Consider the following 21,944-nt stretch of genomic DNA (forward strand, 5'->3'; position numbering starts at 1 on the left):
TTCCGCGAATCGGCAATCAGTCGGTAACAAACCGGGTTCGAGGCCTTGACTCGCGTGTTGAGAACGGTAACACTTCCGGAACGCGAGTCCTGAGGGTGACGCCACAGCGACTCGCCGCAACGGCACGCTTCAACCGCCGGTCGCCCGTCTTCCCCGCGAGGCGCCGGAATTCAGCTCTGTGAACGTTAACACGCGCGCCTTCACATCAGGAGGATCCAGTGCTCAAGAGACTTTCCATCGCGGTGGCCGGCGGGCTTCTGCTCGCCTCGGCTGTCGCGGGTTGTGGTGACAGTGGCAGCGACACCGGCTCCGGCAAGTCCGGGGGCGGCGACGACAAGATCACGCTCGGCTTCTCGCAGGTCGGCGCCGAGAGCGGCTGGCGCACGGCCAACACCAAGTCGATCCAGGAGTCGGCCGCCTCGTCCGGCATCGACCTCAAGTTCTCCGACGCCCAGGGCAAGCAGGAGAACCAGATCAAGGCGATCCGCAACTTCATCACCCAGCGGGTCGACGTCATCGCGTTCTCGCCGGTGGTCGAGAGCGGCTGGGGCACCGTGCTCAAGGAGGCCAAGGACGCCAACATCCCGGTGATCCTGACCGACCGCGCGATCGACGACCCGGACACCTCGCTCTACAAGACCTTCATCGGCTCGGACTTCGTCGAGGAGGGCAAGAAGGCCGGCGACTGGCTGGTCAAGGAGTACGAGGGCAAGAGCGACCCGGTCAACATCGTCGAGCTGCAGGGCTCGCCGGGCGCCGCGCCGGCCAACGACCGCAAGTCGGGCTTCGCCGACGTCATCAAGGCCGACACCAAGTTCAAGGTGATCGCCTCGCAGACCGGTCAGTTCACCCGGACCGACGGCAAGGCCGTGATGGAGACCTTCCTCAAGTCGCAGCCCGACATCGACGTGCTTTACGCGCACAACGACGACATGGGTCTGGGCGCCATCGAGGCAATCGAGGCGGCGGGCAAGAAGCCCGGCACCGACATCAAGATCATCACCGTCGACGCGGTCAAGGACGGTATGACGGCGCTGGCCGACGGCAAGATCAACTTCATCGTGGAGTGCAGCCCGCTGCTCGGCCCACAGCTGATGGAGCTGGTCAAGAAGGCCAAGGCCGGCGAGAGCATCCCGCAGCGCGTTCTCACCAAGGAGACGACCTTCACCCCGGAGCAGGCCAAGGAAGCTCTCCCGTCCCGCAAGTACTGAGTCACCGGCCGGTGGGTCGCCCGCGCGGGGCGGCCCACCGCTGAACGGAGCCCCTATGGCCGAGCAGTTGAAGATGACCGGCATCAAGAAGATCTTCCCCGGCGTCGTCGCCCTCGACGACGTCGACTTCCGGCTGTTGCCCGGCGAGATCCACGCGCTGATGGGCGAGAACGGGGCCGGCAAGTCGACGCTGATCAAGGTGCTGACCGGCGTGTACGACATCGACGGGGGTGAGATCGAGCTGGCCGGGGAGAGGGTGCGGTTCACCGGCCCGTTGCAGGCGCAGCAGGCCGGCATCAGCACCGTCTATCAAGAGGTGAACCTCTGCCCCAACCTGTCGGTGGCCGAGAACATCTTCATCGGCCGGGAACCCCGCAAGTTCGGCCGCATCCAGTGGTCCGAGACGCGCAAGCGCGCCCAGGCCAGCCTGGCCCGGCTCGACCTCGACATCGACGTCACCGCCCAGCTCGACAGCTACTCGCTGGCGATCCAGCAGATGGTGGCGATCGCCCGGGCCACCGACGTCGGCACGACCAAGGTGCTCATCCTCGACGAGCCCACGTCCAGCCTGGACGCCTCCGAGGTCGAGCAGCTGTTCACGATCATGCGGCGGCTCAAGGCCGACGGCGTGGCCATCCTGTTCGTCAGCCACTTCCTCGACCAGGTCTACGAGATCGCCGACCGGATGACCGTGCTGCGCAACGGCCGGCTGATCGGCGAGTACCGCACCGACGAGCTGCCCCAGATGCAACTCGTCAGCAAGATGATCGGCAAGGAGCTCGAGGCGCTCGAGCAGATCGAGGAGCACGCGAAGGACACGACAGCTGTCGAACGCGGTACTCCGATTGTCGAAGCCCGCGAGCTCGGCCGGGACGGCGCCATCGCGCCGTTCAGCCTCACCATTCACGCCGGCGAGGTGGTCGGCCTGGCCGGTCTGCTCGGCTCCGGTCGTACGGAATTGGCCCGGTTGCTCTTCGGGGCCGACCGGCCCGACCGCGGCGAACTGCTGATCGACGGCAAGCCGCACACGGTCAAGGCGCCGCGCGACGCGATGGCCGAGGGCATCGCCTTCTCGTCCGAGAACCGGCGCACCGAGGGCATCATCGGCGAGCTGACCGTACGGGAGAACATGATCCTGGCCATGCAGGCCGCTCGCGGCTGGACCCGGCCCATCCCGCGCCGCAAGCAGGACGAGCTGGTCGAGCAGTACATCAAGGCGTTGCAGATCCGCCCGGCCGACCCGGAACGGCTGGTCCGCGACCTGTCCGGCGGCAACCAGCAGAAGGTGCTGCTGGCCCGCTGGCTGATCACCGAGCCCCGTCTGCTGATCATCGACGAGCCCACCCGCGGCATCGACGTCGGGGCCAAGGCCGAGATCCAGCGCCTGGTGGCCCAGCTGGCCGACGGCGGCATGGCCGTCCTGTTCGTCAGCGCCGAGCTCGAGGAGGTCCTCCGGCTCAGCCACAAGATCGAGGTGCTGCGCGACCGGCGGCTCGTCGAGGAGCTCGAGAACGGCGCGGACGTCGACGCCGACCGCATCATGCAGACGATCGCCAGCGGAGCCACCACATGACCTCGATGCTCAGACACCGGCTGTTCTGGCCCGCCGCCGTCCTGGTGGTGCTGCTGGCCAGCAACCTCGTCTTCTCGAACAACTTCTTCACGATCACGCTGCAGGACGGGCACCTGTACGGCTCGCTCATCGACATCCTGCGCCGCAGCGCCCCGCTCGTGCTGGTCGCGCTGGGCATGACGCTGGTCATCGCGACCGGCGGCATCGACCTGTCGGTGGGCTCGGTCATGGCCATCTCGGGCGCCCTGGCCTGTCTGCTCATCGGCGACCTGAGCAACCCCGACGCGGTCGGCCCGGTGCTGCTGGTGGTCGGCGCGGCGATCGCGCTGTGCCTGGTCTTCGGGCTGTGGAACGGGTTCCTGGTCGCCGTGCTGGGCATCCAGCCGATCATCGCGACGCTGATCCTCATGGTGGCCGGGCGCGGCGTGGCCCAGCTGATCACCGACGGGCAGATCCTCAACGTGCACTCGGCGCCCTACCGGGTCATCGGCGCGGGCTACTTCCTGGCCGTGCCGGTGTCGTTCCTCATCGCCGCGGCGGCGGTCGGCCTGACTGTCGCGCTCACCCGGCGTACGGCCTTGGGCTTGCTCCTGGAATCGGTCGGTGGCAGTCCCACGGCGAGCCGGCTGGCCGGCATCCGGTCCCGGCGGATCACGATCATGGTGTACGTGTTCGCGGCCGCCTTCGCCGGTGTCGCGGGCCTCATCTACAGCTCCGACGTGTCCAGTGCCGACAGCAACGCCGCGGGCAACCTGATCGAGCTCAACGCGATCCTGGCCGTGGTGCTGGGCGGCACCGCGCTGACCGGCGGCCGGTTCTCGATCGCGGGCAGCGTGCTCGGCGCGGTCATCATCACCACCCTCGACATCACCGCGGTCAGCGTGGGCGTGCCGGTCGAGACGACGCTGCTGTTCAAGGCGGTCGTCGTGATCATCCTCTGCCTGGCCCAGTCGGCCACGTTCCGGGCCAAGGTCTTCGGCCGATTCGGCACCAAGCGGGCGGAGGTCCCGGCGTGATCGACGTGAGCACCCCACCGGCCACCGGCCCGCAGGCGCAAAAAAGAGGGGGCCGGCGGGTCTACCGGCCCAACACCAAGCACATCCCGGTGCTGGCCACCCTGGCCCTGCTGGTCGTCATGTACTCGATCGGCGTCTACAACTACGAGAGCTTCGGCGACACCCAGGTCTTCCTGAACATCTTCGTCGACAATGCGTTCCTGCTGGTCGTGGCCGTCGGCATGACGTTCGTGATCCTCACCGGGGGCATCGACCTGTCCGTGGGCGCGGTGATCGCCCTGACCACCACCGTGGCGGCCACACTGCTGGCCGCCGGGTGGCCCGCGGGGGTCGTACTGCCGCTGGTGTTGCTGATCGGCACCGTCATGGGCCTCGGCATGGGCGCGGTCATCCACTTCTTCAAGGTGGAGCCGTTCATCGCCACGCTGGCCGGCATGTTCCTGGCCCGCGGCCTGGCCCTGCTCATCGACCGCAACTCGATCCCGATCACGAACGACTTCTGGACCCAGATGGCCCAGAAGCGGTTCCGGTTCGACGACGGGGTGTTCATCTCGCTCAACGTCGTCATCGCGGCGATCGTCGTGCTGATCGCGGCGATCGTGCTGGCCTGGACCAGGTTCGGGCGCAACGTGTACGCGATCGGCGGCAACGCCGACTCGGCCCTGCTCATGGGTCTGCCGGTCGGGCGTACGCGCATCGCCGTCTACACGCTGAGCGGTTTCTGCGCCTCCCTGGGCGGTGTGCTCTACAGCTTCTACACCTCGTCGGGCTACAGCCTGCACGGCCAGGGGCTCGAGCTCGACGCGATCGCCGCCGTGGTCATCGGGGGCGTGCTGCTGACCGGCGGCTCGGGTTACGTGCTGGGCACCGTGCTCGGCGTGATGGTGCTCGGCCTGATCCAGACGATCATCACGTTCCAGGGTGACCTGAACTCGTGGTGGACCCGGATCGTCGTCGGCGTCCTGCTCTTCGCCTTCATCGTCCTCCAGCGGCTCGTCACCAGAAAGGCCAAGTGAACATGTCCGGCTACACCATTGGGGTCGACTTCGGCACGCTGTCCGGCCGCGCCGTCGTCGTCCGGGTCAGTGACGGTGAGGAAGTCGGCGCGGCCGTGCACGAGTACGCGCACGGCGTGATCGAACGGACCCTGCCCGCGACGGGGGAGCGGCTGCGCCCCGACTGGGCGTTGCAGGACCCGGCCGACTACGTGGACGTGTTGAAGACGGCTGTGCCGCAAGCTGTGGCGGCCGCGGGCATCGACCCGGCCGAGGTCATCGGCATCGCCACCGATTTCACGGCGTGCACCGTGCTGCCCACGCTGGCCGACGGCACCCCGCTGTCCTTCTTGGAGGAGTTCGCGGGGCGGCCGCACGCGTACACGAAGCTCTGGAAGCACCATGCGGCGCAGCCGCAGGCGGATCGCATCAACGAACTGGCTCATCGCCGGGGCGAGCCCTGGATCGACCGCTACGGCGGCAAGATCTCGTCGGAGTGGCAGTTCGCCAAGGCCCTGCAGGTGCTCGAGGAGGACCCCGAGGTCTACGCGCGCACCGAGCGCTGGATCGAGGCCGCCGACTGGATCATCTGGCAGCTCTGCGGGCGCGAGACGCGCAACGCCTGCACGGCCGGTTACAAAGGCATTTACCAGGACGGTACGTACCCCGCCAAGGACTATCTGGCCGAGCTCAACCCCGGGTTCGCCGACTTCGCCGACACCCGGCTGGCCCACCCGATCTCGGCCCTGGGCGACCGCGCGGGTGGGCTGACCTCCGAGGCCGCCGGCTGGACCGGGCTGCCCGAGGGGATCGCAGTCGCCGTGGGCAACGTCGACGCGCACGTCACGGCGCCGGCCGCGCGCGCGGTCGGTGCCGGCCAGATGCTGTTGGTGATGGGCACGTCGACCTGCCACGTCATGAACTCGTCCTCGCGTGAGATCGTCCCGGGCATCTGCGGGGTCGTCGACGGCGGAATCATGGCCGGGCTGTACGGCTACGAGGCCGGCCAGAGCGGCGTCGGCGACATCTTCGGCTGGTTCGTCGACCACGGCGTGCCGCCCTATGTGCACGACGAGGCCCGCGAAGCCGGCGTCAGCGTGCACGACCTGCTGTCGCGGCAGGCGGCCGAGCAGCCGGTGGGCGGGCACGGGCTCGTGGCGCTCGACTGGCAGAGCGGCAACCGGTCGGTGCTGGTCGACCATCACCTGTCGGGCGTGATCGCCGGGCTGACGCTGGCCACCCGGCCGTACGAGATCTACAAGGCCTTGATCGAGGCGACAGCCTTCGGCACCCGCACCATCGTTGAAACGTTCGAGGGGGCCGGCGTGCCGGTGACCGAGTTCGTGGCGGCCGGGGGACTCAAGCGCAACCCGCTGGTCATGCAGATCTACGCCGACGTGCTGCGGCGGCCGATCAGCGTGGCCTCGTCGGAGCAGGCGCCGGCCCTGGGCTCGGCCATCCACGCGGCGGTGGCGGCGGGCGCCTACCCCGACGTCGCGACGGCGGCCGACGCCATGGGCCGGGTCGAGAAAGACGTGTGGCAGCCGAATCCGGCCGACGCGGCCGTCTACGACCGGCTCTACGCCGAGTACGCGTTGCTGCACGACTACTTCGGCCGCGGCGAGAACAAGGTGCTGCACCGGTTGCGCGCGATCCGCGACGCGGCCTTCCGCTCGGACGGCGCCGGCGCCGCGGTGAGCGAATCGGTCGTTCAGGAGGAGGGGGCGTGACGGTCATGCGCGTTTCTCAGGCGATCGCTCAGATTCGAGCGGAAGTTTGCGACCTGCACGCTCATCTGACGCGGTGGGGATTGGTCACCTGGACGGCCGGCAACGTCTCGGCCCGGGTGCCCGGCGAGGACCTGCTGGTGATCAAGCCGTCGGGCGTCGAGTACGACTCGCTCACGCCGGACTCGATGGTGATCTGCGACCTCGACGGCAACCTGGTCGAGGGCGAGCACAGCCCGTCCAGCGACACGGCCTCGCACGCGTACGTCTATCGGCACATGCCCGAAGTCAACGGCGTCGTGCACACCCACAGCCCGTACGCCACCGCCTGGGCTGCCCTGGGCGAGCCGATCCCGTGTTCGTTGACGGCGATGGCCGACGAGTTCGGCGGTGACATCCCGATCGGGCCGTTCGCGCTGATCGGCAGCGACGACATCGGCCGCGGGATCGTCGAGACGTTGCGGGGCTCACGCTCGCCGGCTGTCCTGATGCGCCAGCACGGCCCGTTCACGATCGGCGCCTCGGCCAAGGCGGCCGTGAAGGCCGCCGTGATGTGCGAGGACGTCGCCCGCACCATGCACCTGGCTCGTCAGCTCGGTCCGATCGACCGGTTGCCCGCACCCGCCGTGGACCGGCTCTTCGACCGGTACCAGAACGTCTACGGCCAGCACCAGATGGAGGAAAGCAATGAGTGAGCACGAGGTCTGGTTCCTGACCGGGAGCCAGGGACTCTACGGCCCCGAGACCCTTGATCAGGTCGCCGCGCAATCTCGCGAAATTTCGGACATTCTGGCCTCCGTGCTGGACGTGAAGATCGTCTGGAAGCCGGTGCTCACCAGCTCCACCGACATCCTCTCCGTGATCAACGCAGCCAATTCCTCGCCCGAGGTCATCGGCGTGATCACCTGGATGCACACGTTCTCCCCGGCCAAGATGTGGATCTCCGGCCTCGACGCGTTGCGCACCCCGCTGCTGCACTTGCACACGCAGGCCAACGTCGAGCTGCCGTGGGCGTCCATCGACATGGACTTCATGAACCTGAACCAGGCCGCCCACGGCGACCGCGAGTTCGGCTACATCGAGGCCCGGCTCGGCGTCGCCCGCAAGACGGTGGCCGGACACGTCACCAACCCGCGCGTGGTCGAGCGGATCGCCACCTGGGTGCGCGCCGCCCGCGGTTACGCGGCGATGCGGTCGCTCAAGCTCGCGCGCTTCGGCGACAACATGCGCGACGTGGCGGTGACCGAGGGCGACAAGGTCGAGGCCCAGCTGCGCTTCGGGGTCTCGGTCAACACGTACGGCGTGAACGACCTCGTCCACGTCGTCGACCAGGTGCTCGACACCGAGATCGACAAGCTGGTGGGGGAGTACGCCGACCTGTACGACATCGCCCCCGAGCTGCGCGACGGCGGCGAACGGCACGACTCGCTGCGCTACGCGGCCCGCATCGAGCTCGGCCTGCGGGTGTTCCTCGAGGCCGGCGGCTTCCACGCCTTCACCACGAACTTCGAGGACCTGGGCGGCCTGCGCCAGCTGCCCGGCCTGGCCGTGCAACGCCTGATGGGCGACGGGTACGGCTTCGGCGGTGAGGGCGACTGGAAGACGTCGGTGCTGCTGCACACGCTGAAGGCGATGACCCCCGGCGGCACGTCCTTCATGGAGGACTACACGTACGACCTGACCCCCGGCAACGAGCGCATCCTGGGCGCGCACATGCTCGAGGTCTGCCCGTCGATCGCCGCCGCCAAGCCCCGCCTCGAGATCCACCCGTTGGGGATCGGCGGCCGCGAGGACCCCGTACGCATGGTCTTCGACGCCGCCCCCGGCCCAGCGGTCGTGGTCGGCCTGACCGACATGGGCGAGCGGTTCCGCCTCGTAGCCAACGAGATCGAGGTGGTGGCCCCCTCGGCGCCGCTGCCGCAGCTGCCGGTGGCGCGCGCGGTCTGGAAGCCGGCGCCCGACTTCGCCACGTCGACCGAGGCCTGGCTGACCGCGGGCGGCCCGCACCACACGGTGCTGTCGTCGGCGGTCGGCACCGAGGAACTGACCGACCTGGCCGAGATGCTCTCGACCGAACTGCTGGTCATCGACGAGAACACGTCGATCCGCCAGTTCACCAAGGAGGTCCGCTGGAACCAGGCCTACTACCGCCTGGCCCGCGGCTTCTGAACCTCGCTCCCGGGCTGAGTGTCACCGCTCAGCCCGGGTTGAGGTCCTGCTCGATCGCATCGGTCATCCGCGCGAACTCGGTCGTGAGGTCCACGCCGTAACGGTCGGCCAGCACCAGCACGGACCACAGGCAGTCGGCCAGCTCATGACCCAGCCGGGCCCGCGCGTCCGGGATCTCGCGCCGCCCGTCCACGGCCGCGACCAGCTTGGCCAGATCCCCGACATCCCCGACGAAGCCCAGCGTCAGGTCGCCGGTGCTCCACGGCTCGCGCCCGGCGGCCACGTGGTGACGATCGTAGGACTCGGCGATCTCGACCGCCCGCGCCTGCAGACCATTGATGTCCATGATCAGACGGTAGCTTCCGTCCGCTCCTTGCGGTACGACAGCCAGGCGGCGATGACGATGCCGGCTATGGCCAGGACGTAGCCGGTCGCGTACACCCAGCGCCCGGTGGCCAGGCACATCGCCAGAAGCGCACCGAACAGCGGCAGGCCGACCCCGAGCCCGACCACGACGCCCCGGCGGCGGTCGGCGCGGTCGAGGTCGCGGTGGCCGCGCCGGTTCACCTTGTCGATCAGCCACGGACCCAAGCCCCACAAGGCGCCGTAGAGGCCGCTGAGGCCCAGGATCGACAGCACCGGGTCGCCGTGATCGAGCCAGAGCCGGAAGAGAAACCACACTGCGGTCAGCGCCGCCGCAGTCACCGCGTAGCGGCCCGGCGGGCCGCCCAACCGATCGGTCCAGTGCATGACCGGCACGTTCCCGGCGCCGCCGAATCTCACACCCGCCGCGTCTGATCTGATGGGCCGATGGAGGACTTGGCGCGGGGAGCCTTGGACTGGATTTCCGGCACCGCCGGCGATGACCTCACGTTGTACAGCGGCCGGGCCGGGATCGTCCTGGCGCTGCTGGAGGGTCACCGCCACTTCCAGGACGACCGGTACGGCGAGGCTGCCCGGCGCGGTGCGATTGCCCTGACCGGCGACGACGGCTCCTCGCTCTACTTCGGACTGACCGGTACGGCCGTCGTGCTGCGCGCGGTGCACCGATTGCTAGGTGACGAACATGCCAACCGCGCCGCCGACCGCGCGCTCGGCATCGTCCGTGCGCGTTTCGACGGCCGGGGCTGGGGCGAGATGACCGAGTTGTTGTTCGGCAACGCCGGCATCGCCCTCGGCGCACTGCACGCCGGCGACCTCGACCTGGCTGTCCTAGCCGTCGAGCCCTATCTGCGGACGGCTGACGTGACGGCCGGCGGGGTCAACTGGTCGGTCCGGCCGAGCCCGCCGCGGTCGCACCACATCGCGCACGGCACGTTGGGCATCGTCTGTGCGCTGGCCACGGTGGGCGCCGCCGCGGGCCGCGACGATCTGGTCGAGTTGGCCCTCGCCGGCGCGGCCGACGTGGTCGCCCGCAACGAGGCCGGGCCGACAGGGTTCCTCGTGCCGCATTCCGATCCGCCGCACCGGCCCGAGCTGATCGAGCGTTACAGCTACGGCTGGTGCAACGGCCCGGCCGGTGACGCCCAGGTGTTCCGCCTGCTCGGAGCGCTCACCGGCGACGGCGTCTGGGCCGCGCGGGCCGACCAGTGCTGGCACACCGTCACCCACAGCGGCCTGCCGCAACGGCTGCGCCCGGGTTTCTGGGACAACAACGGCCGCTGCTGCGGGACCGCGGGCGTCTTGGCACTGGCCCTCGACCGGCACGTCGAGCTGGGGGAACCGCTCGACTTCGCTAACGTGCTGGTCGAGGACCTGGGCCGCCGGGCCACGGTCGACGCCGCCGGGGCGCGCTGGTTGAACTTCGAACACCGGGTGACGCCCAGCGAGCTCGCGCCCGAGGCGGGCTGGGCCATGGGCAACGCGGGCATCGTCCCCGAGCTGCTGCGGTACGCCCGCATCGGGGCCGGGGCCGATCCGGCGTACGCCGTGTCCTGGCCCGACCATCTGCCGGCCCGGAGCCTCAGGCCACCGCGCTGACCGTGCCCCTCGTCATCAGCACCGGCTCGAGCTGGACCGACTCGGCATCGCGGGCGGGTGCGCCGAGCTGGCCCAGCAGCAGGCGCAGCGCCTCGCGGCCGACGTCGGCGAACTCTTGCCGGACGGTGGTCAGGGCCGGGTTGATGTAGCCGGCCTCGGGCACGTCGTCGAAGCCGACCACGCTGACGTCCTCGGGGATACGGCGGCCGCGTTCGGTCATGGCCCGCATGATGCCCAGCGCGATGTCGTCGTTGGCCGCGAACACGGCCGTGCACGCCGGGTTCTCGGCCAGCAGGCGGCCGCAGCGGTAGCCGGAGGCGGCCGACCACTCGGCCCGGACCGTCGGGGGAGCGGGCACTCCGGCCTCGGCCAGCGCGGCCCGCCAGCCGGCCTCGCGGGCGCGGCTGCCGTGCCACTGCTCGGGGCCGGCCACGTGCCACACCGTGCGGTGGCCGTTGGCCAGCAGGTGCCGGGTGGCCAGCAACCCGCCCGCGTGCTGGTCGACCGAGACGTTGGCGGTGGGGCAGCGGGGCGGGCCGTCCACTGTCACCACCGGCATGCCGGCCGGCACGGCGTCGAGCACGGCGGCGGCCGCGTCGACCGGGGCCACGACGATCAGCCCGGCCACGCCCTGGCTGGTCAGCCGGACCACGAGACGACGGGTGGCGGCGACCGAGTCGTAGCCGCAGACGTGGCCGACGGTCACCGGCAGGTCGGCGTCCAGCCCGGCGTCGCCGATGGCCCTGACCATGCTGGCCGGGCCGTACAGGGTCGTGTTCTGGGCGACCACGCCGATGACCGGGGAACTCTCGCCGCCGCGGGAAGTCATACAGCTGTCCTTTGCTCCGGAGGCCCCACGAAACCTCGGCCTGGGAGGTGGTGAACGCAAACATGGCTGTTCTTGTTGCGTCCGGTCAACCCCTCGTTACGTCCTTGTTACGTCGTCCACAAAAGGACAATCGGCCCACGCCTCCGACAGATCGGCGCCGACCTGGCCCAGCAGCGCGACGAAGTGCGCGGCCAGCGGATCCGAGCCCGCGGTGACGGCGGCGATCTCGCGGCTCAGCCGGGGTGCGTCGAGTTCACGGTGGACGGCGCCCGGCGTCGGCCGCACGGTCAGGCGGGACAGGAGGGTGACCCCGATACCGGTGCCGACCAGGGCCTGGGCCACGTTGTAGTTCTCCGTCTCGAACTGCACCCGCGGGGTGAACCCGGCCGCCTCGTCGAGCTGCCGCCGGGCCGCGTGACCGGCGACGATCACGATCCACGGCTCGTCGGCCAGATCGGCCAGCCGCAGCCGCCGCCGGCGGGCGAGCCGGTGGTCGTCGGGCAGGCACAGCACCATCGGGTCGGTGAGCAGCGGCTGCCGCCGCACCCCGGCCGGCCCGGCCGGCGGCTCGCCGTAGGTGGCGATCACGGCCACGTCCAGCTCGCCCTCGGCCACCATCGGCAGGCCGCGGTGGGACGGGATCTCGATGATGGTCAGCTCGGCGTCGGGGCGCTGGTGGCGCAGCGCGGTCAGGGCCGGGGGCAGCAGGTGCTCGGCCGCGGCCTGGAACGTGCCGATCCGCAGCCGCCGGGACAGCGAGCCGATCGCCGCCCGGAACTGCTGCTCGGCCCGCTCGCCCAGGGCCACCACGGCGTCGCCCGCGTCGGCCAGGATCGCGCCCGCGCCGGTGAGCCGGGCGCCGCGGGGCCCGCGCACGACCAGGGCCGTGCCCCAGTCGGACTCGGCCCGCGCGACCTGCCCGGAGACGGCGGCCGGGGTGACGCGCAGCTCGTGGGCGGCGCCGGCCAGCGAGCCGTGCGCGCGGATCAGGGCCAGCAGCCGCAACTGCCCGGGATCGACCATCAAAAAATATTAACTCTGGAGCTAAGAGCATCAACTTCTTTCGTACGCCGGGAAACCGCAAGCTCACGTCATGCCGACACATCTCGCTGCTTTTGTCGTCACGGTCGCGCTGCTCGCCGTGCTGCCCGGCGCCAACAACGCCTCGATCACCCGCCAGACCCTGACGTACGGGCGCCGGGCCGGGCTGGCCGCCGTGGCCGGCTCGTCCACCGGCATCCTGGTCTGGGCCGTGGCCGCCGCGACCGGGCTCTCGGCCGTGCTGCTGGCCAACCCCGGCGCGTACCAAATTCTGCGGCTGGCCGGGGCGGCGGTGCTGATCGTCCTGGGGTTGCTGACGCTGTTCGTCCCGGGCCGGCCCGTCGAGGTCCGGCGGCGAGGGAGTTTCCTGGCCGGCCTGTTCACCAGCCTCGGCAACCCGAAGGCGGGCGTGGTCGCCGTGTCGCTGATACCGCAGTTCGTCACGGCCGACGGTCCGGTGCTGCTGTCGTCGATCGCTCTCGGTGTCGTCTGGGCGGCCGTCTCGGGTTCGTGGTTCATGGTGTACGTCTGGATGGTCGACCGGGGCCGGGCCCGGGTGACCCGCCCCGTGGCGCGGAAAATCGTGCGCACGGCGACCGGGATGACCATGCTCGGGCTGGGCGTGGCCGTAGCCATAGCGGGGTGAATGTCCGGATCGTTGGGGAACCAGCCATTCTTCGTGTTCGCCGTTTTCGGCGGTCACGGTGACAGAAGGTATGTGTGTCGCCGCACCGGGCATCGAAACGGGCATAGCCCTTTCGTCCTACGCACGAAGGCCTAAGCATCGTGACCTGCGCAAGCACACGGCGGCCGCCCTGACAATACTCCGACCGAGCGACCGGATCACGCGTCTGTCCAGTACGGAATACATCGCAACTGCTGACGTGACCGCGGTGTCAGACTTCGATGTCGAAAGCTTCGAACACCCAAGAGCTATGGGAAACCGCGCCCCCCTGATCGTCAGCGCGCACCGGCCGGCGGCCCCCTGACCGCGCCCGGAGCCGCGCACAAGGAACAGAGAGTGATGATGACCGATCTACCCACCGTCGTGTCGATTGCCGCGCTCCTCGCCGTCGTTATTGCCCTCGCCGTGCAGCAGCAGCAGGCCCGCACCGCGCAGATGGTCGACGTCCGCGAGCGCCACTTCGAGCTGATCAAGCTGATGCTCGACCACCCCGAGCTGGACTACAACGCGACCGACCGCCCGCCCTCGGACGAGCGGAAGACCGCGATCGGGATGAGCCTCTGGATGGCTCACTGGAACACCCTGTGGCACATCGGCAAGCTCGACGAGAAGGCCCTGCGCTTCAACCTCGAGGACCTGTTCGCCAACCCCGAGGCGCGCAGCTGGTGGCGCCGGGTGTCGAGCGCCTGGTCGTCCAAGGGCACGCGCAAGGAACGCCGCTTCCTCACCATCGTCGGCGAGGAGTGCGAGACCGCCGCCCGCGCCAAGCCCTCGGTGGCCCGGCGCGAGAAGGTCAACAGCGGGTCCGGCGTACGGGATTAGCCTCAACCCGGTGGTGGCGGTGCCGAACTAGGAAGTCCCCCCTGTCGGCACCCACCCCGCCGAGGTGCAGTGTGAGCGTGTTCCGCTATGTCCTGAGAACGGCCGCCTTCGCCGCGCTCTACCTGGCCGCCACGGTGGCCGGGCTGGCCACGGCCGGGTCCGCTTCGGGCGTACGCCTGCTCTGGCCGGCCGCCGTCGCCGGCGCGCTGTGGCTGGTGGCCCAGGGCCGCTACGGGCGGCGCAACCTCGACGTCATCGCGCTCAGCGTGGTCGCCGTGCTCGCCCCCGGCTCCGACGGCGGTCTGCTGCACTCGTTCGTCCAGGCCGTGCCCCAGGTCGTGCCGGCGCTGCTGTTCGCGTGGCTGTTCGACCGCCGGCTGCCCGGCTACTGGCTCGGCCACGGCGACCGGTTCCGCCGCACCGGGCCCGCGCTGGCCCGCCTGGCCGGGGTGGCCGCGATCGCCGGGTTGTCGGCGGCGGCGCTGCTCAAGGTCGTCAACACCGACCTCGGGTTCGGCGAGGCCGGGTACGTGGTCGTGCGGGACGCCACCGCGCTGGTGCTCACGGTGCTGGTGGCCCGGGTCGTCCGCCGCCTGGTCACCCGTCGCGGCGCCGAGCCGGCCGACCGGCCGCGCCTGACCGTCGTACGCTAGTTGGGTCTCAGGCGCCGGCCGCGAAGACGGTCCAGTTCTCGGCGAGCTCGAAGCCCATCGCGCGGTAGAGCGGGAGCCCGTCCGGCGTGGCGTGCAGGAACGCGGTGCGCGCCCCGGCCGCGTAGGCGTCCTTGAGCACGGCCGCCGTCGCGACCCGGCCGTAGCCCTTGCGGCGGAACGCGGGCGGCACGGCGATGTTGAACACGCCGACCTGATCGCCCACCAGCACGCCGAACGACGTCGCCACCGGCACCCCGTCCACCTCGACCAGGTAGCCGCTCGCGCCCGGCAGCTCGACCACGGCGGTCTCGGCGAAGATCGTGAACAGCGGCTCCGGCGCCTCGAACCCGGCCGCCATGGTGCGCTGATAGGCGATGCTGTCGGCGCCGGTGATGCGGCGCGCGGTGGGCACGTCGGCCGCGTCGGCCTCGGTCAGCGGGCGGACCAGGAAGGGCAACGGCATGCTGCCGGTGAGGCCGTGCCGGCCCGCGACCCCGACGATCCGCGGGTCGACGTCGTCGCCGCGCACGTGGATGGTCCAGGCCACCTCGTTCAGCCGCGGCGAGGCGGCCAGCTCGGCGATCTCGTCGGCCGACGGGTCGAGGCCGACGGCGACGATGCCGTTCAGCGAGGGGAAGGGGGCGCCGGTGACGATCTCGGCGGTGCCCCCGGGGGTCTGGCGGAAGTAGCCGTTGCGCTGCGAGCCGGCGAGAAGCTTGAGGGCGCCCAAGTAGGCGCGGGCGGCGGTGTCGGCGGTATCAACCAGAGTCACTCGTCAACCGTAGGAGTTCACACCCGTCCCACGGCCCCGGTATGGGCAGGCTCACGTGTAACACAGCCCGCACGGCCCGCCGGTGCGTGGCAGTCTGACGGACGTGACAGCAGAGCTCGACGCACCTGCGAAACGGCTGCTCGACGCGGCCAACGCCAACGACACCGACGCGTTCCTGGCCGGCTTCACGGCCGACGGCGTTGTCGACGACTGGGGCCGCGAGTTCCGCGGCGCCGAGGCCATCCGCGGCTGGAGTGACCGCGAGTTCATCGGGAAACAGGTGAGCCTCGCGGTCGAAGAGGTGACCCGGGCCGGCGACGAGACAGTGGTGACGGCCGCGGTCGGCGGCAACGGCTTCAACGGTCCGAGCCACTTCACGTTCAGCACCGACGGCGACCTCGTCTCGCGCATGACCATCCGGGCATGATCGAGACCGTCCTGGCCGCCCACCGGTCGTACCTGCGCGGCTGGAACGACGGCCCGGCGACCGGGGACGTCTATCGCAGCGGGTTGCCCCACGCGCCGCTCAACGGCGTGCTGCGCGTGGCCGGGCAAGAGCCCGACGAGGCGTACGCGCAAGCCTGTGACGTTCTGGCCGGCGTCCCCCGGGTGTGGTGGGTCGGCGCCGACAGCGACCCCGGCACCGCCGGGGCGCTCGAGCGACTGGGCGCGCAGCCGACGGCCCGCCTGCCCGTCATGGTGGCCGAGGTCGCGGCCGCCTCGGTGGTCCCCGACCCGTCCGGCGTGGTCATCGACGAGACCCGCGACATCGACGAGTTCGTCACCGCGTACGCGAAGGTCTCGGGCATCCCGGCCGAGGCGGTGCCCCGCGCGGCCGAACGCGAGAAGGCCTTCGGCCACGGCGTGCTGCGCCTGGCCGCCCGCCTGCCGGACGGCCGCATCGCGGGCACGACCGAGGCCTGGTTCACCGACGGCCTGGTCACCCTGTATTTCGTCGGCACCGCCCCCGACCAGCGCCGCCACGGCATCGGCGCCGCCCTGACCCAGGCCGTCCTGCGCCGCGCGGCCGTCCGCGGCATCCCGATGGCCGCCCTGACCTCGACCCCCATGGCCGTGCCGGTCTACGAACGTATGGGCTTCCACGAGGTGGGCCAGTACCAGCTGTACGCGTTCTGACGGTCAGGCCCGCCGCGGGCGCCGTGCGAAGAGAAAAGCTTGGGAAACCTCGCCCTCCGGGTTGTTGAGCAGGAGTTGCGCCTCGACCTCGAACCCGGCGTGACGCAGCCAGGTGGCCACCCTGTCCGGCGGCCGGCGATGAACGTGAACCTTCATCGGGTGGCCGCCGTAGCCTTCGGTCTTCAGTCGCGACCCGTCGCCGGTGTGGAAGAGCAGCTGCAACAGTCCGCCCGGGCGCAAGGATCGATGGAAGTCTCCGAGGACGGTGGGCACGTCCTCGTCGGGTAGGTGGATCAACGACTGCCAGGCGAGGAGACCGGCCAGTGAGGCGGCCGGGACGCTCAAGTCTGTCATGGAGCCCACCTGGAACCGCAGGTGCGGGTGGTCGCGCCGGGCAACGGTGATCATCCCTGGTGACAGGTCGACGCCGAAGGCATCGAGACCGAGTTCGTGCAGATGCGCGGTGATGTGTCCAGGCCCGCATCCGATGTCCGCCACCGGCCCGTCGCCCGCAGCGATCACGCCGTCGGCGAACAGCGACAAGGCGGCGCGTAGGTAAGGAAGTTCGGAGAGCGCGTTGCGGACCAGGTCGGCATAGTTGCCGGCGACCGTGTCGTAGGAGGTTCGGGTATCGGCCAACCAGTTGTCCGTACTCATGACCGGCCACGGTAGCCGGATCGATGGATGCGGTCAGCGGGCGGCCGCCCCGCCGTTCCCACCGCTGTGACGCTGGTGACGCCGGTGGGGAAGCCATCCGCCACGTGCTCTGATTTGCCTGGTCACACGTGTTCCGTGGGTGCGCTCGGGCATCGATGGCGTCATGCGCTGGTCGGCGGGTCACACATCCGCGCGATGTGTCACAGGCGGTGAGCGAGGACGGTCGTCATGTCAAGAGTTGTTGCGAGGGGGAGACGCAGAATGCTCACGAACATCGGAACGACCACCGCGCCGGGCTGGCCGCTGGAGATCACCGCGATCGCGTCGCCGGCCGGGGCCCGGGTGGCGGGCGAGGTCGACCTGGCCACCATGCCGCTCTTCGACCTGGCGCTGGAGTTGCTGGCCGGGTGTGCCGTCGACGTCGTCATGGATCTGTCGGCGGTCACCTTCATCGACATAGGCGGGGTGCGGGCGCTGGCCCAGGCGACCCGGCGGGTGCGGGACGCCGGGCGGCGGCTGTGGCTGCGGGACCCGTCGGCCGAGGTGCGCCGGATGATCGACCTGCTGGGCTGGGCCGCCCTCTACGACTGGGAGCCGGGCATGAGCCTGGCCACCAGCGCGGCCGTCGTGCCGCTGCGGGCCGAGCGGAAGCCGGTGCCCGCCCACAGGTTGATGGTGTCGGCGTCCGCGGCCTGAGCGGCGGCGGCCCGGATCGGGGCCGTCAGATGATGCACGGCCGGGTAGCCGATCGGCGCGACCTCGGAGTACGTGTCGGTGAAACGGTTGCGCAGCGCCCGCGCCGGATGCCCGGTGAAGGCCCGCGTGATCACGGTCTCGGCGCCGCGACCGGCCAGCATGAAGTCGCGTTGCGCGGGGCGGGTGCCGGCCTCGTCGGCCAGCAGGAACGCCGTGCCGCACTGCACGGCCAGCGCGCCCGCGCCCAGCAGCCGCTCGACGGTGGCGGCCTCGGAGACGCCGCCGGCCGCGATCACCGGAACCTCCGACCTCACCGCGGCCAGGACGTCCAGCGTGGTCGTGTCGCCGGTGAATCCGTCCGGGCTGGTCGTGGCCGAGTGGCCGCCGGCCGACCCACCCTGGGCGATCAGCGCGTCCGGGCCGGCGGCGAGCGCGCGGGCGGCCTCGGCGGCCGACGTCACGGTGATCAGCACGCGCGAGCCGGCCTGCTGCAGCGCGGTCACCACGGCCCGGTCGGGCACACCGAACGTGAAGCTGACGAGCGGAACTCCGTACGCAATGGCTAATTCGATCTTGGCTGTGAAGTGGTCGTCGTCGTCGAGGCGCAGCGCCGGCAGCTCGACGCCGTAACGCGCGGCCTCGGGGCGCAGCAGCCGGCGGTAGCGCTCCAGGGCCGGCACGTCGACCGGCACCGGGCTCGGCACGAAGATGTTCAACCCGTACGCGCCCTCGACCGCCTTCAGTTCGGCCTCGACCGCCTGCGGAGTCTTGTAACCGGCGGCCAGGAAGCCGGTCGCCCCGGCCGCGATGGCCGCGGTGACCAGGGCCGGTGTGGACGGACCGCCCGCCATCGGCGCGACGACGAGGGGCCGGATCAGGTCACGCATGACGGCCCAGCACCGCCTCGACCAGGTCGGAGATCGGCCCGATCAGCTGCTCCTCCGTGGCCGAGGCGAGCGGTTCGAGCCGGGTCCTGGACCGCAGCATGGCGATGCCCAGCGAGGCAGCGATGGTGATCTGGGCCCGGAGCAGCAGCTCGTCGTCGCCCTCGGTCCAGCCGGCCAGGGCGGCCAGGTTCTGGGCGTACGAGTGCAGGATGCCGACCCGGATCTCGTCGGCCCGGGCGTCGCCCGACGAGCGCAGCAGCAGGATCAGCTGGCGCGGGACGCCGTCGGAGTCGATGCCGGCCGCCTGCTCGGCGATGCGCGCGGGCACCTCGGCCAGGGTGGCCGAGCCGGCCGCGCGCCGCATGTCGTCGACGGCGCTGTTCAAGCAGGCCTCGAACAGGCCCTCCTTGGACTGGAAGTACCGGCTGATCAGCGCGACGTTCACCCCGGCGTCGTCGGCGATGTCCCGGACGGTGGTGGCCGCGTAGCCGTCGTCGGCGAACCGCTGGCGGGCCGCCTCGAGCAGCAGCCGGCGCGTGCGGGCGGCGTCCCGGCGGCGCGTGGGGGCAGGGCTGGTCACCCGACCAGCGTACCGGCCCCCGAACGGATGTAAACGGCCGTTGACGGGGTCGCGAACAGGCATGATCGGGGCATGAGCGATGACGCCACGAAGATCCTGCTGTCCGAATCGGAGATGCCGACCAGCTGGTACAACATCGTGCCCGACCTGCCCAGCCCGCCGCCCCCGGTGCTGCACCCGGGCACCCACGAGCCGGTCGGGCCGGACGACCTGGCCCCGCTGTTCCCGATGGCCCTGATCGAGCAGGAGGTCACGACCGAACGCTACGTGACCATCCCGCCCGAGGTGCTCGAGGTCTACCGCCTGTGGCGGCCGTCGCCGCTGTTCCGCGCCCACCGCCTCGAGAAGGCGCTCGGAACCCCCGCCAAGATCTATTACAAGTACGAGGGGGTGTCGCCGGCCGGTTCGCACAAGCCCAACACGGCGGTGCCGCAGGCCTACTACAACGCCTCGGCCGGCATCCGGCGGCTCACCACCGAGACGGGCGCCGGGCAGTGGGGCACGGCGCTCGCGTTCGCGGCCGCCCAATTCGGCCTCGAGTGCGAGATCTGGCAGGTCCGGGCGTCGTACGACCAGAAGCCGTACCGCAAATTGATGATCGAGACGTTCGGCGGGACCATCCACCCGTCCCCGTCCGAGCTGACCGAGGCCGGGCGCAAGATGCTGGCCGACGACCCCGACTCGCCCGGGTCACTCGGCATCGCGATCAGCGAGGCGGTCGAGGTCGCGGCCCAGCACCCCGACACCAACTACGCCCTCGGCAGCGTGCTTAATCACGTGCTGCTCCACCAGACGGTCATCGGCGAAGAGGCGCTGCTGCAACTGGCCAAGGTCGGCGCCACGCCCGACGTGATCGTCGGCTGCACCGGCGGCGGCTCCAACTTCGCCGGGCTGGCGTTCCCGTTCCTGCGCGAGAAGATGGCCGGCCGGATGAACCCGGTGATCCGCGCGGTCGAGCCGGCGTCCTGCCCGTCGCTGACCAAGGGCGTGTACGCGTACGACTTCGGCGACACGGCCGGGATGACCCCGCTGATGAAGATGCACACGCTCGGTCACGACTTCATCCCCGACCCGATCCACGCCGGGGGTCTGCGCTACCACGGCATGGCCCCGCTCATTTCCCACGTGTACGAGCTCGGGCTGATGGAGGCGGTGGCCAAGACGCAGCGCGAGTGCTTCGAGGCGGGCGTCGCGTTCGCCCGCTCCGAGGGCATCATCCCCGCCCCCGAGCCGACCCACGCGCTGGCCGCCTGCATCGAGGAGGCGTTGCGCTGCAAGGAGACCGGCGAGTCCAAGGTGATTCTCACCGCGCTCTGCGGCCACGGTCATCTCGACCTTCCCGCGTACGGGAAATTCCTGTCGGGCGAGATGGCCGACCACGCGCTGTCCGGCGAGGCGGTCGCGGCCGCCCAGTCCAGGCTGCCCGCCGTGCCGGCCTGACCCGGCGCGCGGATAGAGTCGGTCGGTGTCCCGAGGTCCCCGCCGGCTGAGCGCGCACCGCATGGCCCTGGCGCTGGCCCTGGTGGCGGCGGCCCCACCCCTGGTCATCCACAACGGGTGGCCCGGCTTGGCGGCCGCCGTCGCCGCCGTCGTCTACGCGGCCTACCTGCTGCTGGGCAAACGCTGGACGCTACGCCGCAAGGCGGCGACGCCGAGGCCGGGCCCGGCACTGTCGGCCACGGCACGAGCCTTCGGCCGTCTCCTGGCCGACGACGGCTTCGACCGCGACCGGTACGTCTTCCGCCGCACCAACACCGCCGGCGACACTCTGATGGTCGACTTCCACCCCCTGCCGGCCCCCGACGGCGAGACCCGCTTCGCGGTGCATGTGGGCTTCCTGCTGGCGCCGTTCTGGGCTTGGCAGAAACACACGTACGGCTACCCGCCCTCGCAGAGGCCGGACCTCTCGCATGTGAACTGGCTACAGCCGGTAACCCCCGACGACGGCGCCGGCCTGTGGACGGTCACCTCCGAGGCTGACGCCGCGCCCGTAGCCGCACGAATCAGGGAGCGCCTGCCCGACCTGCTGCTGTGGCTCGACCGCGACCTGCTGTGGCGGGCCGCGATGGGCAGCTCGACCGAGCTGGGCAGCATCTCGGTGCCCCTCAAGGTGTGGCTCCTGGTCGAACGAGGCCAGTCCGAGGAACTACGCGAACTGCTGGACGAGGACGACGGTGACGTTTGGGACTTCGCCAAACGCCGAACCGAATGAATCCCCTCCCTCCTTCATTTCAGAATTTCGAATCCTGGGCCGGGCCGGACGAGTCCTGCGCGTCACCGAGCGGGAGCCGGCAGGGTGGCGCCTCCCGCAGGCTCAGAAGGCAGCGCTGATATCAAGCGGCGTACCGATGTTCGAAGAGCTTGTGCACGGTGTCTCGTTCGGTGGGACGAGGACGGCGAGGCCGAGGAGCAGGCCCTGGCGGAAATCGATGACCTGCTCGAACAGATCAGATCCGTCGATCCCGCAGCAATCGGCGACGGCAGCCATGAAACACGGTTCTGGCCGGCCGTACT

25 protein-coding genes are annotated in these 21,944 nt (G+C 70.5%); 16 read left to right on the forward strand and 9 right to left on the reverse strand.

Annotation, left to right across the window (positions count from 1 at the left end; all coding sequences use genetic code 11):
- The first annotated feature begins 218 nt into the window (after positions 1 to 218).
- The 7 genes from M1L60_RS06255 to araA are packed head-to-tail and all read left to right on the forward strand — an operon-like array spanning position 219 to position 8,691.
- Positions 219 to 1,211 (forward strand): ABC transporter substrate-binding protein, encoded by a 993-nt coding sequence (locus M1L60_RS06255; protein ID WP_253236315.1) that lies wholly within the window; start codon positions 219 to 221, stop codon positions 1,209 to 1,211.
- 55 nt (positions 1,212 to 1,266) lie between these two features.
- On the forward strand, positions 1,267 to 2,784 hold the full coding sequence (locus M1L60_RS06260) for a sugar ABC transporter ATP-binding protein (protein WP_253236316.1): 1,518 nt from the start codon (positions 1,267 to 1,269) through the stop codon (positions 2,782 to 2,784).
- Positions 2,781 to 3,800: an ABC transporter permease gene (locus tag M1L60_RS06265; protein WP_253236317.1), complete on the forward strand. Its 1,020-nt coding sequence runs from the start codon at positions 2,781 to 2,783 to the stop codon at positions 3,798 to 3,800. Before M1L60_RS06260 ends, M1L60_RS06265 begins: the two co-directional genes overlap by 4 nt.
- Positions 3,801 to 3,805: 5 nt before the next feature.
- A complete protein-coding gene (gene yjfF, locus M1L60_RS06270) occupies positions 3,806 to 4,816 on the forward strand; it encodes a galactofuranose ABC transporter, permease protein YjfF (protein WP_438862079.1) in 1,011 nt (336 codons plus the stop codon).
- A 2-nt stretch (positions 4,817 to 4,818) separates the two neighbouring features.
- On the forward strand, positions 4,819 to 6,525 hold the full coding sequence (araB, locus tag M1L60_RS06275) for a ribulokinase (RefSeq protein WP_253236503.1): 1,707 nt from the start codon (positions 4,819 to 4,821) through the stop codon (positions 6,523 to 6,525).
- Positions 6,526 to 6,530: 5 nt separating this feature from the next.
- A complete protein-coding gene (locus tag M1L60_RS06280; protein WP_253236504.1) occupies positions 6,531 to 7,217 on the forward strand; it encodes an L-ribulose-5-phosphate 4-epimerase in 687 nt (228 codons plus the stop codon).
- Positions 7,210 to 8,691, forward strand: a complete 1,482-nt coding sequence (gene araA / locus M1L60_RS06285; RefSeq protein ID WP_253236319.1) for an L-arabinose isomerase — start codon at positions 7,210 to 7,212, stop codon at positions 8,689 to 8,691. Before M1L60_RS06280 ends, araA begins: the two co-directional genes overlap by 8 nt.
- Before the next feature lie 28 nt (positions 8,692 to 8,719).
- Here araA and M1L60_RS06290 read toward each other — a convergent pair whose 3' ends face one another.
- The gene (locus M1L60_RS06290; protein ID WP_253236320.1) at positions 8,720 to 9,037 is read right to left on the reverse strand and encodes a nucleoside triphosphate pyrophosphohydrolase family protein; all 318 of its coding nucleotides are present in this window, start codon (positions 9,035 to 9,037) and stop codon (positions 8,720 to 8,722) included.
- Positions 9,038 to 9,039: 2 nt separating this feature from the next.
- Positions 9,040 to 9,441: a hypothetical protein gene (locus M1L60_RS06295; protein WP_253236321.1), complete on the reverse strand. Its 402-nt coding sequence runs from the start codon at positions 9,439 to 9,441 to the stop codon at positions 9,040 to 9,042.
- Positions 9,442 to 9,501: 60 nt separating this feature from the next.
- Here M1L60_RS06295 and M1L60_RS06300 point away from each other — a divergent pair, with 60 nt between their 5' ends.
- The gene (locus M1L60_RS06300; RefSeq protein WP_253236322.1) at positions 9,502 to 10,671 is read left to right on the forward strand and encodes a lanthionine synthetase LanC family protein; all 1,170 of its coding nucleotides are present in this window, start codon (positions 9,502 to 9,504) and stop codon (positions 10,669 to 10,671) included.
- Here M1L60_RS06300 and M1L60_RS06305 read toward each other — a convergent pair.
- Positions 10,655 to 11,500, reverse strand: a complete 846-nt coding sequence (locus M1L60_RS06305; RefSeq protein WP_253236323.1) for a substrate-binding domain-containing protein — start codon at positions 11,498 to 11,500, stop codon at positions 10,655 to 10,657. The two genes, M1L60_RS06300 and M1L60_RS06305, sit on opposite strands and share 17 nt — an antisense overlap.
- 96 nt (positions 11,501 to 11,596) lie before the next feature.
- A complete protein-coding gene (locus M1L60_RS06310; protein WP_253236324.1) occupies positions 11,597 to 12,523 on the reverse strand; it encodes a LysR family transcriptional regulator in 927 nt (308 codons plus the stop codon).
- Between the two features lie 70 nt (positions 12,524 to 12,593).
- Here M1L60_RS06310 and M1L60_RS06315 point away from each other — a divergent pair, with 70 nt between their 5' ends.
- The 3 genes from M1L60_RS06315 to M1L60_RS06325 all read left to right on the forward strand — a co-directional run bounded on the left by M1L60_RS06315 (position 12,594) and on the right by M1L60_RS06325 (position 14,701).
- The gene (locus tag M1L60_RS06315; protein WP_253236325.1) at positions 12,594 to 13,187 is read left to right on the forward strand and encodes a LysE family translocator; all 594 of its coding nucleotides are present in this window, start codon (positions 12,594 to 12,596) and stop codon (positions 13,185 to 13,187) included.
- A gap of 381 nt (positions 13,188 to 13,568) precedes the next feature.
- On the forward strand, positions 13,569 to 14,048 hold the full coding sequence (locus M1L60_RS06320) for a DUF6082 family protein (RefSeq protein ID WP_253236326.1): 480 nt from the start codon (positions 13,569 to 13,571) through the stop codon (positions 14,046 to 14,048).
- Positions 14,049 to 14,125: 77 nt separating this feature from the next.
- A complete protein-coding gene (locus M1L60_RS06325; protein ID WP_253236327.1) occupies positions 14,126 to 14,701 on the forward strand; it encodes a hypothetical protein in 576 nt (191 codons plus the stop codon).
- 7 nt (positions 14,702 to 14,708) lie between these two features.
- Here the strand turns inward: M1L60_RS06325 and M1L60_RS06330 are convergent, their stop codons facing one another.
- On the reverse strand, positions 14,709 to 15,473 hold the full coding sequence (locus tag M1L60_RS06330) for a GNAT family N-acetyltransferase (protein WP_253236328.1): 765 nt from the start codon (positions 15,471 to 15,473) through the stop codon (positions 14,709 to 14,711).
- A 103-nt stretch (positions 15,474 to 15,576) separates the two neighbouring features.
- On the opposite strand from M1L60_RS06330, the gene M1L60_RS06335 reads away from it, so the two are divergent.
- Together M1L60_RS06335 and M1L60_RS06340 are read left to right on the forward strand one after the other, a co-directional pair.
- Positions 15,577 to 15,900 (forward strand): nuclear transport factor 2 family protein, encoded by a 324-nt coding sequence (locus M1L60_RS06335; RefSeq protein ID WP_253236329.1) that lies wholly within the window; start codon positions 15,577 to 15,579, stop codon positions 15,898 to 15,900.
- Positions 15,897 to 16,610 (forward strand): GNAT family N-acetyltransferase, encoded by a 714-nt coding sequence (locus M1L60_RS06340; protein ID WP_253236330.1) that lies wholly within the window; start codon positions 15,897 to 15,899, stop codon positions 16,608 to 16,610. Before M1L60_RS06335 ends, M1L60_RS06340 begins: the two co-directional genes overlap by 4 nt.
- Positions 16,611 to 16,613: 3 nt before the next feature.
- Here M1L60_RS06340 and M1L60_RS06345 read toward each other — a convergent pair whose 3' ends face one another.
- Positions 16,614 to 17,267, reverse strand: coding sequence for a class I SAM-dependent DNA methyltransferase (locus M1L60_RS06345; RefSeq protein ID WP_253236331.1), 654 nt, complete (start codon positions 17,265 to 17,267; stop codon positions 16,614 to 16,616).
- A 261-nt stretch (positions 17,268 to 17,528) separates the two neighbouring features.
- On the opposite strand from M1L60_RS06345, the gene M1L60_RS06350 reads away from it, so the two are divergent.
- The gene (locus tag M1L60_RS06350) at positions 17,529 to 17,963 is read left to right on the forward strand and encodes an STAS domain-containing protein (protein ID WP_253236332.1); all 435 of its coding nucleotides are present in this window, start codon (positions 17,529 to 17,531) and stop codon (positions 17,961 to 17,963) included.
- Here M1L60_RS06350 and M1L60_RS06355 read toward each other — a convergent pair.
- Positions 17,849 to 18,850, reverse strand: coding sequence for a nitronate monooxygenase (locus M1L60_RS06355; protein WP_253236333.1), 1,002 nt, complete (start codon positions 18,848 to 18,850; stop codon positions 17,849 to 17,851). The two genes, M1L60_RS06350 and M1L60_RS06355, sit on opposite strands and share 115 nt — an antisense overlap.
- Positions 18,843 to 19,430: a TetR/AcrR family transcriptional regulator gene (locus tag M1L60_RS06360; RefSeq protein WP_253236334.1), complete on the reverse strand. Its 588-nt coding sequence runs from the start codon at positions 19,428 to 19,430 to the stop codon at positions 18,843 to 18,845. Before M1L60_RS06360 ends, M1L60_RS06355 begins: the two co-directional genes overlap by 8 nt.
- 72 nt (positions 19,431 to 19,502) lie before the next feature.
- Here M1L60_RS06360 and M1L60_RS06365 point away from each other — a divergent pair, with 72 nt between their 5' ends.
- Entirely contained in the window at positions 19,503 to 20,870 is a 1,368-nt protein-coding gene (locus tag M1L60_RS06365) for a TrpB-like pyridoxal phosphate-dependent enzyme (RefSeq protein ID WP_253236335.1), read from the forward strand.
- Positions 20,871 to 20,895: 25 nt separating this feature from the next.
- Complete coding sequence (locus M1L60_RS06370) at positions 20,896 to 21,642, forward strand: hypothetical protein (RefSeq protein WP_253236336.1); 747 nt, start codon at positions 20,896 to 20,898, stop codon at positions 21,640 to 21,642.
- 102 nt (positions 21,643 to 21,744) lie between these two features.
- Here the strand turns inward: M1L60_RS06370 and M1L60_RS06375 are convergent, their stop codons facing one another.
- The gene (locus tag M1L60_RS06375) at positions 21,745 to 21,918 is read right to left on the reverse strand and encodes a hypothetical protein (RefSeq protein WP_253236337.1); all 174 of its coding nucleotides are present in this window, start codon (positions 21,916 to 21,918) and stop codon (positions 21,745 to 21,747) included.
- Positions 21,919 to 21,944 lie beyond the last annotated feature (26 nt).

Source organism: Paractinoplanes aksuensis, assembly GCF_024137025.1.
GTDB classification, from domain to species: domain Bacteria; phylum Actinomycetota; class Actinomycetes; order Mycobacteriales; family Micromonosporaceae; genus Actinoplanes; species Actinoplanes aksuensis.